The organism is Aeromonas sp. 75A (assembly GCF_051919425.1).
Taxonomy (GTDB): Bacteria; Pseudomonadota; Gammaproteobacteria; order Enterobacterales; family Aeromonadaceae; genus Aeromonas; species Aeromonas veronii.
Genome location: NZ_JBQBES010000002.1, coordinates 616,379 through 633,427 on the forward strand (window position 1 = coordinate 616,379; position 17,049 = coordinate 633,427).

14 protein-coding genes are annotated in these 17,049 nt (G+C 43.2%); all 14 read right to left on the bottom strand.

Going from position 1 to position 17,049, the window contains the following annotated elements; all coding sequences use genetic code 11:
• Positions 1–76: 76 nt before the first annotated feature.
• Positions 77–2,149: a YjbH domain-containing protein gene (locus tag ACTG2T_RS02695; RefSeq protein ID WP_330124986.1), complete on the bottom strand. Its 2,073-nt coding sequence runs from the start codon at positions 2,147–2,149 to the stop codon at positions 77–79.
• On the bottom strand, positions 2,149–2,895 hold the full coding sequence (locus ACTG2T_RS02700; protein ID WP_042657814.1) for a capsule biosynthesis GfcC family protein: 747 nt from the start codon (positions 2,893–2,895) through the stop codon (positions 2,149–2,151). The genes ACTG2T_RS02695 and ACTG2T_RS02700 overlap by 1 nt, the downstream gene beginning before the upstream one ends.
• Positions 2,892–3,563: a YjbF family lipoprotein gene (locus tag ACTG2T_RS02705; RefSeq protein ID WP_108613094.1), complete on the bottom strand. Its 672-nt coding sequence runs from the start codon at positions 3,561–3,563 to the stop codon at positions 2,892–2,894. The genes ACTG2T_RS02700 and ACTG2T_RS02705 overlap by 4 nt, the downstream gene beginning before the upstream one ends.
• Before the next feature lie 90 nt (positions 3,564–3,653).
• The gene (locus tag ACTG2T_RS02710) at positions 3,654–3,893 is read right to left on the bottom strand and encodes a hypothetical protein (protein ID WP_108613095.1); all 240 of its coding nucleotides are present in this window, start codon (positions 3,891–3,893) and stop codon (positions 3,654–3,656) included.
• A gap of 96 nt (positions 3,894–3,989) precedes the next feature.
• Entirely contained in the window at positions 3,990–4,955 is a 966-nt protein-coding gene (locus ACTG2T_RS02715) for a Wzz/FepE/Etk N-terminal domain-containing protein (protein WP_330124987.1), read from the bottom strand.
• Positions 4,956–5,028: 73 nt separating this feature from the next.
• Positions 5,029–7,653 (bottom strand): SLBB domain-containing protein, encoded by a 2,625-nt coding sequence (locus tag ACTG2T_RS02720; RefSeq protein ID WP_330124988.1) that lies wholly within the window; start codon positions 7,651–7,653, stop codon positions 5,029–5,031.
• Positions 7,654–7,790: 137 nt separating this feature from the next.
• Positions 7,791–8,873: an LPS O-antigen chain length determinant protein WzzB gene (locus tag ACTG2T_RS02725; protein ID WP_330124989.1), complete on the bottom strand. Its 1,083-nt coding sequence runs from the start codon at positions 8,871–8,873 to the stop codon at positions 7,791–7,793.
• Between the two features lie 51 nt (positions 8,874–8,924).
• The gene (rfbC, locus tag ACTG2T_RS02730; RefSeq protein WP_330124990.1) at positions 8,925–9,464 is read right to left on the bottom strand and encodes a dTDP-4-dehydrorhamnose 3,5-epimerase; all 540 of its coding nucleotides are present in this window, start codon (positions 9,462–9,464) and stop codon (positions 8,925–8,927) included.
• 801 nt (positions 9,465–10,265) lie between these two features.
• Positions 10,266–11,150, bottom strand: a complete 885-nt coding sequence (gene rfbD, locus ACTG2T_RS02735; protein WP_330124991.1) for a dTDP-4-dehydrorhamnose reductase — start codon at positions 11,148–11,150, stop codon at positions 10,266–10,268.
• Positions 11,150–12,421 carry a sugar transferase gene (locus ACTG2T_RS02740; protein WP_330124992.1) on the bottom strand — a complete coding sequence of 424 codons (1,272 nt, stop codon included), beginning with the start codon at positions 12,419–12,421 and terminating at the stop codon, positions 11,150–11,152. The genes rfbD and ACTG2T_RS02740 overlap by 1 nt, the downstream gene beginning before the upstream one ends.
• A 14-nt stretch (positions 12,422–12,435) precedes the next feature.
• Entirely contained in the window at positions 12,436–13,281 is an 846-nt protein-coding gene (locus tag ACTG2T_RS02745; protein ID WP_330124993.1) for a glycosyltransferase, read from the bottom strand.
• 19 nt (positions 13,282–13,300) lie between these two features.
• Positions 13,301–14,431: a glycosyltransferase gene (locus ACTG2T_RS02750; protein ID WP_330124994.1), complete on the bottom strand. Its 1,131-nt coding sequence runs from the start codon at positions 14,429–14,431 to the stop codon at positions 13,301–13,303.
• Positions 14,406–15,491, bottom strand: a complete 1,086-nt coding sequence (locus tag ACTG2T_RS02755; RefSeq protein ID WP_330125026.1) for an EpsG family protein — start codon at positions 15,489–15,491, stop codon at positions 14,406–14,408. The genes ACTG2T_RS02750 and ACTG2T_RS02755 overlap by 26 nt, the downstream gene beginning before the upstream one ends.
• A gap of 94 nt (positions 15,492–15,585) precedes the next feature.
• Positions 15,586–16,635, bottom strand: a complete 1,050-nt coding sequence (locus tag ACTG2T_RS02760; protein WP_330124995.1) for a hypothetical protein — start codon at positions 16,633–16,635, stop codon at positions 15,586–15,588.
• Between the last annotated feature and the right edge of the window lie 414 nt (positions 16,636–17,049).

Below are 17,049 nucleotides of genomic sequence, written 5' to 3' on the forward strand. Positions count from 1 at the left end.
TAATAAAAGGGCGAGCAGTTTACAACTGCTCGCCCTGTTTGATGAAAAAAGATAGGCTCTATGCAACTTTTGATTACTATAGCTCTGTCAAGCCGTAAAGACCATTCTTGCGGCTCAACATCTGGCCTCCATCCCGTGTCAAAGGAACCCATCCAATGCTTCCTTTCGCGGTTGTTGGCTTGAGCAGCATCAAATCAAACGGTATCGTGACATAAATGCCTTTGGTAAAGCTACCTTCACCATACTCGTCTGCAGAAACATTGGTAAATGTTGCATACCCCCCCAAGACAACACCCGAATCAAACCGTTTGGAGAAGTCGAATGTAGCGCCTTTGTCACCAGCCAAATACTGACCTACGGAGACTTTAGCGGTGACATTACTCATGAATGGTAACTGCCAATACGCAGTAACATGTCCTGTCATTACATCGTAATCAGCCATTTTCAGGGTGTTGTGCCAGTCTCGTTGTTTTACCCAGTTGGCATCAACGCCAATGGCCCAAGTTTTGCCATATGGACGATAGAGTACCTCACTGCCAACACCGGCATACATCATCTCCAGATATCCCCCATAAGCTTGCCCGTACCAATCTTGAGCAAGTGGTTGCATATGGGTTAACTGCAAGTTGTTGAGTAATAAATTAGAAGAATCGACATACTCACGAATCCACGTCCGAACCCGTGGTAAGGCAGCGCCATCTGGAGGAGGAGCTTTATAATTGAACTCATCGTAGTTATTAATCAGATTAACAAACAGCGTACTTTGCAAACTGTTGTTTTCATTTATATGCCAATCAGCATTTGCATTAATGCCTAACTGATACATATAGAAAGACTCAGCACCACCAAATGATTGCGTTAAGTCTGGATCAAAAGAGTATGAAAATGACTTGCGCTCAGATGAGTAGATAGATTCTCCCTGAATTTTTCCTGCAGCCTGAACCATCGATTTTTCATGTTGTTCTTCTCCCAACACCTGTACCACATTGGCATGACGAACAGATGGGAGATCGATGCGGGTTTCTTGCAACTGGAAATTCGCCTTACGCTCAACAACATTCAGCTTATCGACCGTACCCGGCAAATAATTTGCGGCTAACAAAGAGGTTCTCTTCATCGCCTCATTCTGATCGCGATACTTGCTCTGCGTGCCGATGACAGTCACAGAATTGGTGGTTGTGTAAAATTCTGTATCCTGCCAACCAGCATTCTCTTTCAAATCGTCAGTTAGCGCCTTCCACTTCACATCAGTCATAGTGGCTGGAACTTGGTCAGGCTGATAAATGGGTCTCGGCTGATCAATATGAGCGGGTTTCATATCATTAAAGTTAGTCCGAAAAGTCACCCCCCACATCAAGGTGTTTCCTCTCTGCCAGCTTAGATGGCTATCCATATTCTCGAAAACTCGGTACACAGCCCCGACATTCCAAGGTGAATCTTGATAAATATGGCCAGCGAACTCCTTGCTATAATCATTGCCATCATATTCCAGCTTCAACCTGAGTGGCTGCCATGGTGTTTGATACTCAACACCGCCAAAGAGTGCTGCTGGCCCATGAAACAGGCTATCAAACTCAAACTTACCACCATTACCAGAGAAGCTATTATTTCTTTGACACCAGCTATCTTTATACTCACAAAATGGGTTTTTAACATTACCACTTTCGGCCATATTTCCCCAGCCGATACCGATAGTAAAATCAAATGGTCCATACCGCTTGCTGGCCGTCACAAATTCACTATCAAAGAGACCGGTCCCCATTAGATCTCTAAAGCCAACTGAAACCTGTGGCAGATAGTTAGATTCTTGCCAAAGACGAAACTTGAAATCCATCCCTTTGTCTTTGTAGGTTTGATCACCACTAAAATCTTCGTAGGGACTGTACTTTTTTGTTCTTACATCAGTATATCTCAGTGTTGCTTCAAACCAGTCGAATGGCTGCGCAGAGATAGACCATCGACGATATTGGTCATTATCAACATAGTTGGCACTGAACTCACCTGTTTTAGCCATTCGTGCGGTAGGCATTTGAAGCAGACCCACACCACCGAAATCACCTTGTGAAGGACCATAAGGATCAATAACAGACTCTGCAGCACAAACAGCTCCTGAAACAAAGATCGCAATATATTTCAATTTAGGCAGCATTATTCTGGTACTCGATTAGCAAGCAGACTGGCAATACGAATATTGATATCTTTATATTGCTCTGGAAGGATTTGGGGATCAAAACCGACAAAGAGCGTAGCACCCGCCATAGGTTCACGATGCAGTTTGTTCCAATTCGCAACAGGAACCTGGCTGATAGAACCGTCAGGCTGGATCAGAAATGCTTCATACTGCGCAGCGCCAGCCAACAAGCGGTAATCCTGCCAATAGCTTGCCAAACTGGCACCAGGCTGAAGTGGCTGTTTACTGCGACCGTTAATCAGTCCCACGAAGTAGATAAAATCGGGCCTTGAAGCAAGGAAAAGGGTGTACTGCCCTTTTAATAGTGGATTACCATGCGGGTCAATTCTGGACTTGGCAGGATCTAATGCGATTGACAAACGGCCACTGACAGGAACTTTGTCCAGCTCTTGTAGTAACTGTTGCGTTGACTGGATCAATGAACCTTTGTCACCTGCTCGCATCCAAAGTACTTGAAGTGCTTTAATATCCTTGAGCAATTGCTCTTTAGTCATCTGAAATTCCGCTATGGTCTTTTCATTCGCAATTTGTGCAGTACGCCAATAGATATCATCTGGTAATTGAACATTAAATAACAGGTCTGCAAGTCTGGCACCATCATGCAACTCAATCTTCGCTGTAGCATGACGCTCAAAAATCACGTTTACATCAGCTTGAGCCAAAGCAAAAAATGGTATGAGACCGATCGTCAGGTATCTTTTCATAATGCGTACGGCTTTAATATTGTCATTTCAATCACCGGTAATTCCGGCCCCAATTGCTGCTGGCTTTTTAATACTCTGCTCGTACTAGGCTCAAACCAATAGTAGTTATGCCAAGAGTTCTGGTCATGTCCGACACTGACCAACTCATCAATCAACATAACATCATGTGTTTTATCAAGGATTAACAACTTTTCTGGAACAGCAGATATAAACTTAGCCCGCATGTCATATCCACTCAGATAATCCTTTTCCCATTCGGCAGTATACTGCCAAGACATAGCATCCAGGTTCAAAGATATATCGGGTACATTTACCATTTTTTTCAATGGATCAGGCCAGGATGATGCCACTAAATAGAGATCATTTTCCAAACCCACCGTCTTGTGTAGCCGACCTGATTTGGTAACAAAAAGCTTATTATCAGAGCTCACCCAGCTCAATGAACCATCAGGATCTGCAAACGCAAGCACAACCAATGCCTGTGGATTATCACCTACTCGCAGATAGGCGCTCGCATAAGGTAATTCACGTATTTTTTCAGACGTAACCTCCACATCATCCATTCCCAAAAGGGCATAGCGGAGAGTTGCATAGGTATCTGAACTGGTGGCGGAACAGCCACTCAAGAGTAATAACCCCAAAGACATAAACAAACGAAGAGAAAACATAGATGGGTTACTCAGTGGAATGGGAAAATAATTGCAAAGCGACAAAAATAAGGCTGCCAATGTGGCAGCCTTATTACAATATCAAACAACTTATTTAGTAGCAGTTGTTGTGTTAGTGCTGGTACTGGTGGAGTCGTCATTGGCATTAGCAACAACAACAGCAGCCAGAGCCGCTGCACCAACGCCCACAGCAACCAGAGTGGTAGTACCTACAGCGGCAGTACCTGCTACGCCAGTGGAACCAGCCGCAGTACCTGCAACTTCTTCAGCTGCAAATGCATTTGAAGAGAGAACCAACATAGCAGCCAGAGTCAACGCTGATTTTTTCATTACAAATTTCCTTATTTAAACATGACTTAAAGTACTAACAGGATATCTTGAAACAGAGCAATTAGCCAGTGTGAGTCGCTCAGATGAGCCCTCTCATCAATGATGAGGTGAACGACCGATTCCATGGCGAACCAGTACAATCATAACGCCTAGCATTCCGCCAAGCAGCGCCCCCAATACTGCAATCAACGCACGTTTGGGTTTTGCCTTTTCCTCGGCAACCACGGCAGGATCAAGGGTTTTAAACACGTACTCTTGATTCACTTCAGTCAACATCAAGGTTTTGGTCTGATCCTCTATCAGTTGATAAAACACCTTCTGCATATCTGCGACCGGGGTTTTCTCAAGCTGTGCTTTGAGATAAGCAATGTTACGCGTCGCATCAACTTGCTCACGCAGCTTCATGGCCTCATTGAGGTCGGCCACCAACCAGTCAACCCATTGCTTCGCAGACTCGGGGGAGTAGTACTCCACCGCCACCGTCACCAACCCTGATTTGGCATCCTTATTAATACTGGCAAGTTCACGAAATGCCTTAACTAGCTCCCAATCTGTTGGTTCCACGGACTTGCCAAGAGGCATTTCACGCACCCACTTTTTGCCGGCGACATCGTAGACATCTTCATCAATCACCAATTCACCGGTCGCCTTGTCTGTTTTGGTAACAGCCATCAACGGCACTTCCAACTGATGTTGGCGGATAAAGTGACTTAAGAATTGACGGGATTTCCCAATTTCGACCGCAATAGCCGTCTTGTCCTGACCACCGCCACCACTGAGATTGACACCAGCCAAGCTAGCAAGACCGCCAAATTGGGCAGCCATAGCAGCAAGTCCACCTCCTTGCTGCTCCGTAGATGGGGCAAGCAAAGCCTCTGAACGATAAATATTTGGCAGTGAGAGTGCAAAAATGACAGCAATAACCGCACCAACCAAGGTACTGGCGACTACCCACCACTTACCACGCCAAAGCGCCGCGAATAATTCACGCAAATCGATTTCATCTTCCTTCCCTCCGTTTATTGCCAAGGTTAAAGGAGAATATTCTTTTACTTGTGCCATAACAAACCAGATCTCAGAAGAGTCAGGTGACCTTCACCACCTGACTGAATGGGTGACCAAATAAACGATGCAATTACTTGATTGCACTCCACGCGACACCCAGTTGATAGAGGACCTGTGTTGCAGAGGTCATGATACTCAGGTTATCCAGATAATCAGAATCAACTGGTACTACGATGGTATCCCCTGGCTCCAGGCCTTTGCGACTACCAAACCAGCTATCACCAGGCAGCATTACACTACCATTTGCTTTGATCACGTAGATACGGTCGGTATCAGCCTGTTTCTTGGTTCCCCCGGCACGGCTCAAGTAATCATTAACACTCAGGTTACCGTCGTAAACGTGCGAGGAGGGGAATTGCACCATCCCCTGAATAGAGACCACATTTTGTAACGCAGGCACATACAGCTTGTCGCCATCTTGCAGCATCACGTCAGCCTGCTTGTCTCCAGACAAAATCGCCGGCATATCGATGGTCATGCGACCGACAGCCTTGCTGTTTTCCAGTTGATTAACCACCGTCATCGCCTCTGCAGGCGAGCTGTTGTAGTTAGCGATACTGGATTGACGACGCAGTGTCATCGTCGCGATCTCTTGCTTTAGCTCATCACGCAGCAACGCGATTCGTTCTGCTTCCTGTTTACGCAGCGCTTCACGGGCAAAGACAGAACCATTCGGATTGGCATAGGGGGTAATACCACCAACACGCTGGATCAGATCATGCAAACTTTCTCCACGACGAACCGTATAAGTTCCCGGATACTTCACCTCGCCAAACACCTGTACAGTTGCTTCTTCACGCCACTGAGGATGAGGCAATACGTTCAAACTGTCTTTTGATTGCACCAATGGCGAACCGGTTACCCGATTTGCAGTTGCCAAATCCAGACGTTGATTTTCAATTGCAATATCATTCCCTCGCTCACTCACGCGAGATAACTCAATCACATTTGCCTGTTCGTTAAACCCGCCAGCAGCGATGATCAAATCATGGGTTCGACTATAAGGCGTTAAGGGATAAACCCCCGGATATTTAACCTCACCACGCACTTCAGCAATCTGTACCGGTTTACCTTGTGCTGCTTGAGCTTTCAAACGTTCAATAACCGGAGCGAGCAAAGCTTGACGAGAGGCACCAACTAACGCCCCAGTCTTGGTCGTATTAGACACACTAGCCAAAGTCATTTTATCTTCTTTAGCCAGCTGAGCACGACTAACATCGGCACCTGTACTGTCGTCTACAGCGTTGACTTGTTGCTCCATGCGTTGGTTAGCCTGATTGTCAATACTTGTCGACGAGCTCTGAGTGCTCGCCAGCTGCTTCAGTCGATCGGTTGCATGATTGCTGAAAATAAGCACCTGATCCCTCGGCTGCAAACGAATGTCGTCTTCCCCACCCGGCATTTGCAACACTCGGCCCAGATTGAATTGCAACACCTTGATATTACGTTGCGCATCCACCTCACGCACAACCAAGGCATAATTCAAGTCAGTGACCGATGTCAGATCGCGGTCGGCACTTTGCAACACACGACTGATCCGCATTCCCGGCTGAAAGCTGAAGACACCTTCACGAACTACGGCACCTTTTACCACAATCGCCTGGCTATATTCGGTGCTGCTCGGCTTGACCGTGACCTTGTCACCATCACGCACGACAAACTGACGATCATGCTGATTTGACAAGTTCAGGTTAAATACCCGCATCCCGGTTTCACCATAACGGGTCACCGCAACCTCTTTGAGTGCAGCGGCCTTCATGCCGCCCGCCAACCCAAGCACATTAACCAGGGCTGCAGGTCCACTCAATTCATAAATAGCGGGACGTTTAACCAAACCATCGATACTCACTTCGCTGCCTTTAGCAGGGATAAATACCGTATCACCGGAGCGCAGACGGATATCCTGGCTGGTATCGCCCCATACCAACATTTTGTAGAGGTCGACATCGATCACTTTCTGCCCTGCACGCTTGACCTGGATCTTGCGCAGCGACCCCACAGTATCGATACCGCCAGCGGCTTGCAAAGCCTGGGTCACAGTAGCCATACCATTGACGTTGTAAGCACCGGGGCGATAGGCATCACCCATCACAAAAACCTGCATAGTGCGCAGAGCGCCAAAACTGATAAACGCCTCTACACCAATTTTTTGCTCTTTGATCCGGTTTTCCAGTTCACTGCGCAGTTGCTGAAAAGTCTGACCACTGGCAGCAATAGGGCCAAGGGAAGGAAAATCGATAAATCCCTCACGGCCAATCGCCAGGGTATAACTCGCATTCTCCTTGCCATAGAGTTGAACCCGGATTTCGTCACCCGGCCCCATCACATAATCGTCTGCAACCGGCATATCCACCACGGGCGCATCTGTCAAAGGTTCCCCGGCAAAAACGCTATAACCAAAAGGCTGTAATACCCCCTCTTGCGCTACACCAGCGACCAAAGGCCGCTGAGACTCTTGGCTGTAATCTACTTCGCGTGGAGCAGCTACAGGAGCAGTTTTGACCGAAGTGACAATGCTTTGGCTGGTACTCCCTCCCAATTGGGACGAGTCGATACCATACTGAGCAGCCAGCGCCTGCTGCTGGGCAGGAGATAATTGTTTAAATTTTGCCATCATCTCAGGCGTGATTTGTGGTGCAGCCATAACTGGCAAGCCCATCAAAGCCAGTGAGAGAAGCAATCCCTTTTGTTTCATTTTAGTTATTCCACCCAATACCCATAAAAATAAACACCATGATAACCATGAGCAAAAACGTCGGCATGGTAGCATTAAGCACTAACGAAGTCATATCCAAGTGAATAGCATTCAAACTCTATGCTCAAACAAAAACATCATGCCCCTTCTGATCGATGAAAGGCATGCCGTACCAGCACAATCACAACACCCAGCATGCCCCCCAGCAGGGTTGCCAATACAATAATTAGTGGGCGCTTAGGCTTGTCACGAGTAAACGGTTCTTCCGGTGAGTCGATCATGTTAAACGACACAAACTCAACATTTTGAAGTTTCAATGCCTTTAAACTACTTAATTGCAGACGAATCTTTCCTAATTCAGGGTTAAGCAGTTCAGGGTCTTTAATCTCATTCAATATGCTCAACTTTTCAGCTAACCCTTTAGCACCTAGTTGAATATTGAAAATTTCATGGCTATCAATCCGTTCAAGAGGCTGATCTACACCAGCCGCCTTACTGATACGCAAACTATATCCAACCCGCTGAAGCTCTTCCTGCCTTTTCAGCAAAGTATCAGCTTTGGCACTGTCATATTGTGCAGTCAGCGCTTTTATTCTATTTTGCCATATGGATTGTAACTCTGCATTTTTGCTTTTGAGTTGCTGTTGCTGGACAAAGTCCATGTATTTTACCAATCGCTGCTGAGCAAGTTCAGGCGTTTCAGCAGAAAAACTCAACGTCATCTCTTGACTGGTTTTATCCTGAATCTTGGCTGATATAGACTCAGCTAACTTGCTCATTATCGCACGGCCGTCGCGCTTATCAGAGATATCAAATTTCTCTATTTCTGCTGCATAGACACCTTCTTGCGTCAAAAAAGCTCTCTTATTATTCATACTATTAAAAGCTGAGATAAAACTCTGGTAAATAGCGGGTCGCTCAAGTGAGGAAAATTCAGGAGTCGTCAAAGGCGAACCGGACATGATTGCTTGTAATTTATCAACAGCTAGCTGTAAGGCCGCCACTTGTGACACTGACGGTTCAGAAATAACAGCCTGACTGGTCCATACCTGACGCGCAGTCATGGCGTAAACAATACCCGCAACAGCAAACGCACCGGTTACCAACAATATTAATACTTTTTGACGCCACAGCACCAACAGCAGCTCTCGTAGGTCTATCTCATCTGATGCGCCTGCTTGGGCCCACTGGTTAGGAATAACTGGCGTTTTCTCACTCATTTTTTCTCTCTCGAATATCCATATTAAAATGGCTGACAACAGTAGATAGCACTAAGGCATATCGATGAAATCGGGGGCTTGACGATCTTTATCAGATAGCAGCAATGGAAATCGATCAGATAACGGCCATGTTATCGCTAGATGTGCGCTATCCCATCGAATAGTCGCTTCATCACCCGGCAGATAATAATCGGTGCATTTATAAAAAACATCTGCGCAGGTGCTGAGCACATAAAAACCGTGGGCGAACCCCGGAGGGATCCACATCAGCTGACCCGACTGCGCATCCAGAATGTGGCCCACCCAATGACCATAGGTTTGCGAGGTCGGGCGCACATCCACCGCCACATCAAAAATCCGGCCATTGATCACCTGTACCAACTTCCCTTGCGGATGTGAACGTTGGTAATGCAATCCTCGCAACGCCCCCCCAACGGAACGGCTCAGATTGTCCTGGACAAAAGAATAATGTCCACAATAATGCTCAAACTCTGCCTGGCGGAAAGACTCTCGAAAATAACCGCGCTGATCAAACCTAGTTTCTGGAGTCAATACCATCACCTCGGCCAGAGCAGTGGAACAAAATTTCATGGGCAGGCTCCTGTAATTGCAATTCTCCCAAGCTGGAATTATTGACATGCGTTATAGAAAAGCAAGGGTCAGCAAGTGCAGCAAATCTTGCCTATAATCACTTTTGCTAACATAAGCCCCTACCGTTTTTCCAGGATCTGCATAACTGCCTAGCCCCTTGTAAGCTATCCAGCGTGCCTGTATACAGCTACGCACAACCTCGGCCTAAAAAGGTCACTTGTAGTTACTCCTGCGCTAACGCTAAATAACCATGATTGATGTCGGTGATCTCCAGCTCGCCCCGGGACGAAGGGGTTCATTTTGACAAACTCGACAATATGCGTTCCAAATAAATAGAGGCCAGTAACCACATAATGGCTAGCAGCTGGGCAGGCTGCTTGGTGATTGTCAAAGCCTTACCCTGCACATCAAGCGTTAATACACTATAGAGGGCCAAATCATCAACCCGATACTAACCCCCTTATCATCTGTCATCGCCTGACGTAACTGCGTAAGCAATTCGGCACCATAAAACAGATTGTCACCCAAGATCAAACCGACCAACCGCTCCGTTAAAAAGAGCGAGGCATCAGAGAACATTAATCCCCATTGACTGCCATCCCCAAACAACTGGCAAAAGCAGCGGATATCGGTGGGCGTACTGATGCCAACATTAGCACCGACAAGGGATAATAGACCATTGGCTTGTAATAGACAGGCAACAACTACTCACTCACGGCCAGCATGGCGGGACAAAGTCGTGTCGCCGTTTCTCCCGCCCAAATAACCCCTTTACGAGATGCTCTGTTACACAAAAAGGCATCATCGCAGCTCTTCACATAATGCCTGCAACGTTGCATTAACTCCCACTCGCCAATCTGGCAAGTGCACGCTAAAACGCTGCGAAAACAGCTGCGTATCAAGCCGGGAATTAAGGGGGCGCTTGACCACACCACCATAATCCATACTGTTAATAGGCTTGAGGCGCGGTACCTTTTCTATCAGACCCAACTCATGCGCCTTGCTGAAAATGAAGCGGGCATAATCGAACCAACTGACGGCTCCGGAAGCCGCCACATGATAGAGGCCCATCAGTCCCGGCTCGGCCAAAACCCTGTCGATGGCCATCAGCGTAACCTCTGCCAACATCATCGCAGAGGTAGGGGCTCCAACTTGATCGCTCACCACCTGCAGCTCATCGCGATCGCTCGCGAGCTGCAACATGGTCTTGATGAAATTAGTGCGCCATGGGCTATGCAACCAGCTGGTGCGGATGATCAAATAACGGCAACCACTGGCGATGATCGCCTGCTCCCCCTTCCATTTACTCTTACCGTAGGCATTTAGAGGGGCCGGGGCATCACGTTCACGCCAGGGGCTATAGCCAGAGCCATCGAAGACATAGTCCGTCGAGAAATGCACCAGCAAGGCATCATGCTGCCTGGCCAATGCGGCCAGTCGTGCGACCCCATCCCCATTGACTCGCATCGCCTGCACAGGGGAAAACTCGGCCCCAGCCACATCCGTGTATGCGGCAGCGTTGAGAATGACGGCAGGGCAATAACGCAGCATTAATGCATGCATTAAAGCGTCATTGTCCACTGGGTAGCACTCTCTTGGTAGGGAAATAGCGGGTTGCGCCGCTAGGTGAGAGGTAGAAAGCAAAGCGCGGGCCAATTGGCCCGCACCTAACAAGAGTTGACTCATTAACGAGCACCAAACCCAGTTAAAATGGTCTTAATCGTTTTAAAGACGATAAGCACATCCAGCCAGAGGGAGAAATGCTTGATGTAGTAAAAATCATGTTCGATCTTGATACGGGTATCATCAGCATCAGCTGCATAACCGTGCACAACCTGTGCCCAACCACTTATACCAGGTCGTACAATGTGGCGATACATGTAGAAGGGTATTTCCCGTTCAAATTGATCCACGAAAGTACGCTGTTCCGGTCTCGGGCCTATCAGGCTCATGTCTCCCTTGAGCACGTTGAAGAACTGAGGCAGTTCATCAATACGCAACTTGCGGATCACCTTGCCAACCCGGGTGACACGCATATCTCCATCTTGTGCAAACTGTGCTCCAGCTTTTTCTGAATCTTTGCACATACTACGAAACTTATAGATACAGAAATCTTTATTTCCCTTGCCCACCCGATTTTGCAGAAACATAACAGGCCCTGGACTCTCCAGTTTGATCAAGAACGCTGTAACCAACATCAGCGGGAAAAAAAGTGGAATCGCAACCAAGGCAGCCAAAATGTCCAGAAGCCGTTTGAAAAAAGCGTAGACAGGAGATGGCAGCAGAGACCCCAGCTGATTTTCATGCAAGTGATCTATCTTCACCCTACCGGTCAGGGCCTCGCTAATCTGTTTTATATGATAAACAGGGATATGAGACAAGGCGCATCGTGCAATGAAACGTTCCCACTCACCTGCCAACTGTTCATCTCGCAGATCGGCAACAACAGCATCATATCGAACCTTACCAAGATCTGGTTTTTCTAATAACCGCCACTCTACACAATGATGCTCTGTCAAAGGCATATAAGCACCAAAGGGCAGCAAAGCATACTTTGGAGTTCGATAACGGCGGCCAATAAAATAGACCAACCAGCAGCATAATAGAGCAACCAGATAAGACTCAAAAACAACTTGTCTACTATATGGGAGGCGCAAGAAAAAGAGAACACCAACCAAAGCACCGTAGAGGGTCGTTACCGTGGGAATCATATAAGCCACAGGGCTAGCCCCGGGATAGCGTAAGAAACGGTGCAATACAATACCGGTCAGCAAAAAAGCACCGAATGCCCCCACCAAAGTATTGTACCTGACAGCATCGAGGTATAACCAAAATTCCCAACCCCAGCGCTCTATTGCTGGCAAACATACAGCAAGCCAAGCGCCAAAAATGAACAAAACCGGAGGGCTAAATAACACACGCTCATACCAGCGTGAGTGACGACGTTGATAACTCAAGGGGCCACCTTATTCTATTTACGTAAAAATGCTCTGTATATGAATTTTCGAAAAGCCCCTGGAACAATCCTAATAGGCGCTCGAGTTAATATATTTTTAACTAATAATGTTCGTGATAAAAAATCAATTTTATAAAATAAAACTTGAGCCTTAATCTCTGAAATAGCATATTTTACACCACCACGCCGAATCTCCATACCATTTCCCGTTCTTGCATACACAAGGATATCAGGTAGGTTTTTCATTAATACACCGGCCTGAATCATCCTAACCCAAAGAGCATAATCCTCATATAGATAATCATCTTGATAATTACCTGCCAATAAAACAAGGCTTTTTCTATACATAACAGTCATGTGATTAAAAGGATTTCTAGACTTTGCATACTTTACAATATCGGCATGATCAAGCGGAGGCTTTCTAAATGAATGGGGCTTTGTTGGATCTTCATCAAACTCTCCAATCCACGAGCCAACAACCCCTATATCCTTATTCTGCACCATGTATGAAAATTGCTTCTGAAAACGCGTGCGATCACAAATATCATCACTATCAAACCGAGCAATAATATCATGGCTACAATATAATAAACCTTCACGAAGAGCTAAGCCAAGACCAATGTTTTTTTCCAATCTAACAGTTTTTATTGACAAGGAATTACTATAAGACAATATAATATCTTCCTGCTCATTAGATATTGGACCATCACAAACAATACACACTTCATCAGGCAATAGAGATGATTCCAACACACTTTTTAGTGCTAAATTAAAATGCTCAACATTGTCATTTATATATACAGACATTAGCACTGTAAATGATTCTTTATTTTTTATCACCGAAGCCACCAAAATGAACACTCTGAAACTCTAATTAGCACTATAAAAAATATAGCTCTTGATATTTTTTAGACATAAGAGATGAGTTAAAATGCAGTGAAGCTATTTTGTTTGAATTTTCGGATAATACTGTATAATCCATATTTTTCAAAGCATTTACACCACGAACAAGTGACTCAACATCGTGTTCAAATAATACTCCAACATTATCAGAAGGCAATGTATATTCAAAAATCTCCTTATGGGGTTCAATGTTTGATAGTAGCACAGGTTTACCTATGGCCATAGCTTCTAAAACGGCAACAGGGAACCCCTCAGCATAGGAAGGAGCGACATAATAATCTGCACAGTTTAAATAATTAATTACGCCAGTTACCTGTCCTAAAAAATGAATATTTTCATTACATATAAATTTATCTCTAAGTGAATCAAAGAGCGGTCCATCACCTAACAGTATAAGATGATCTGTTTTGTCAAGTTTAATCCATGCATTTAATAACAAATCATGATTCTTCCTCGAAACAAAGCTAGCGGCATATACCCATATTTTCCCTCCATTTGGGATGTTAATTAAATGCCGAACATACCCCCTATCCTTGTCAGGATATTCTTTATCAACACCATTGTTTATTAAAATAATGTTATCTTTATTAATGCCACATCTATCCTGCAAATTTGAACGCACAGCATTAGACACTGAAACTAAGCAATCTAATTTTTTAAAAGCATAAATCTGTGCATTAGCCATCAACCATCCCTTAATAACTCCATACTGCATCATATAATCAGAGTGAGGATAGTTATGGACAGTTGCTACTTTTTTAGCATTTTTATATTTTATGTGTGCGTTTATAATATCCGCCCTTACACCATGTGAATGTATAATATCAGGACGAATATTTTTTATATATGTTAAAACTTGGCCATTCCCCTTAAAAAACCAATCAAACCTTGTCATATTAAAGCAATGAAAAGTAATGCCTAAACTAACAAAATCATCTAATCTAGAGTCAGGCACCTCTGGTGACAATGCCAATATATATATATCAAATAAATTAGTATCCATTCCCTTAACAACGTCTAATAATTGATTCGTAGGTCCACTACGAGACAACGAACTTACAATATAGACAATTTTTTTCCTGTTATTGGAAAAATAATTCATATGCATGACGACCATCTTTTAAATATATGTTCATATATAATGTTAAAAAACCATAGGTAGCAACTAAACATCCACCTAAGAATCGTTGCCTTAGAATAGTCAACATACAGACAACTACCAATGGTTCGCTCACAGTTAAAAATGTTGCAATTCGGCCTGCAAAAATCCCAAGATCAGAAAATGCTAACCTCCACATTGTCCCTAATAAAAAAAACAGAATCATAAATTTATATATAGGTTTTTTATTATTTAATCTGCGCCACAATAAAAGCAACAAAATGGATATAATAACATTCTTAATATTTGTCAAATCGAATAAACTCGTGGAGTTAATCTCATCTGAATTTGAATAATTTTGTATTTTATCCGCAACAAAACCCAAATCAGGGACAATACCTATTATTCTTTTTGATATCTCCATATATCCAGCAAAAAAAGATATCACAAGAAAAACAGCAAGAAAAAATCTATATTTCTCAGCTTTTACAATTATAACAAAAATCAATGGAATAATAATGATTAAAGCTGCGATATGAAACATTGCACTTAAAATTATAAGTAAGAAACATTTTACATAACGTTTTTCACATAAGAGTGGCATGCACCAAATAACAATAGCAGAAGCTATAGCTGAACGAATTTGGTTTATATCTTTATATAAAAATTGATGAGAAAAGAAAAGTAGTGCAGACAATAAGGGATTGGATGAATATCTATAGTAAAATACTAATGTAATACCTGTAGAGAGTAGTGCAACAACGAAAAACAAGAGTACATAATTATCACTAAGCTCTCTTACAAGAGAAGATACGATCGTATAACCAGGCTCCATCTGCGTTTCAGCATATGAATATATAAAATGTCCATATATCCACTCAGAAATCCTTGGTATATTTAAAAATCGCTCAACATATACGAAATCATCTGCGCCAACACCAACTTTCCTGAGAGCTGCCATTAAAAACAGCATCAAAGCAAATATAAAATAACTTAAGAATGTAATTTCCTTTCCGGTGAAATGTGTGATTATGAAAAAAAAAATCCTAATATATATATATATATGTATATATCCATATTCATCCTTACAAAACCAACGTAAACACTAATATAATATTTCACATCAAGTTTTATATATTTTCTTGCAAAGAGAAAATAATAAATCACCACAAGGCTGTTAATTTTCTACATACACTTTCAGGTCGATGAAAATCTCTTGCATAGCGCTGAGTTTTAACCTTTAAATAGTCCATATCTTGAGGTGATAACTCTAATAACTCCTGTATTTTTTTATATATAGCATCGACATCATTACTAATAGATACAACAGGACAACTATCAATATCAATATCAAAGGACTTGCAATGATGTTTGTCTGCAGGAGCCAATACAATATGTCCATGTAACATTGCATATATCGCATTCATGCCATAACTATGACACTTACATTGATCAATTGAAATATCAATATTTGAAAACAACTTCAAATATTCAGATTGACCAAGTCTTTCTGGAGTATACACAACAACATTGTTATAATTCTCTTCAATTTTCTTTAATGCCATTAAGATAACATCCGTTCCTTTTACATCCTTCCTATTAATACCATGCATTATCTTAATTGAATTAACATCTGTAGCTTTAATTGATGCGTCACTATTAACAGCGCAGGCTAATGGTACTACATCAGTGACTTTATTAGAAAAATAACTTGTTTTCCAAGGACGTTCATAATCATACATTGTTGGTATTATTTTTTTTGAGAACGTTGCACATAGATAATTAACAATTCGATCTTGTATTCTTTTAAAGTATTTACTGGATGGATAATTTACACCATGAAAAATATACTTTGAAATCCCCCCAGACTCTCCAGACCTTATATACTCGACATCGTCACCACAACAAAGTAGGTATATTTCTTTCCTATAAATTTTGAAAAGCATTAAAATAACAGGCCCTAATAGTTTAAAACTGAAAAAACTAGGGTTCATTATGTATATAATTTCATATTTCATGAAAGAAGGAATAAGCTTTACTAAATCAAACAGCTTCCCTATCTTTGTCTTAGAAGATAATTTTAACTCAGAATCTAAATTTTTCCACCCATCTCCACTTGGAGAAAAGACACAAGCCTCGTGCCCTAGCTGACGAAAGCCAACAGCAAGAGATTTTCCATAGCCACTAAACTCTCCATAAATCAAAATTCTCATTTTGATACCTTGTTAATATTTGTCTAAATTTTGGAATTCTAGCTTAGGAAAAACGTTTACAACCACATTAGCAGGCTCATCTTTAGTGATAATAGCACCAGCACTAATAAGAATGTTATGACCAATGTTCGCTGGCTTACAATGATAATTACTACTTGTTCGCCTATCAGGGTGTAGCGAATGAAAATTGTATCAAAACAGATAAAGTTAGGACCAATAATAGTGTCATCACCAATAAAAATTTCGCTTTTGTCTGTGATTATTATGTTTTTTTATTTATGCAAACTCATTTTCAAATATATATTTCGTGCTAGTTGTGCGGGCCTAAGGACCACCCAACCAGTATAAAAGTTAGGCGATAGATATACCCCTAACATTTAATACCATGCCACATTTACCTTACAGACTTAACTC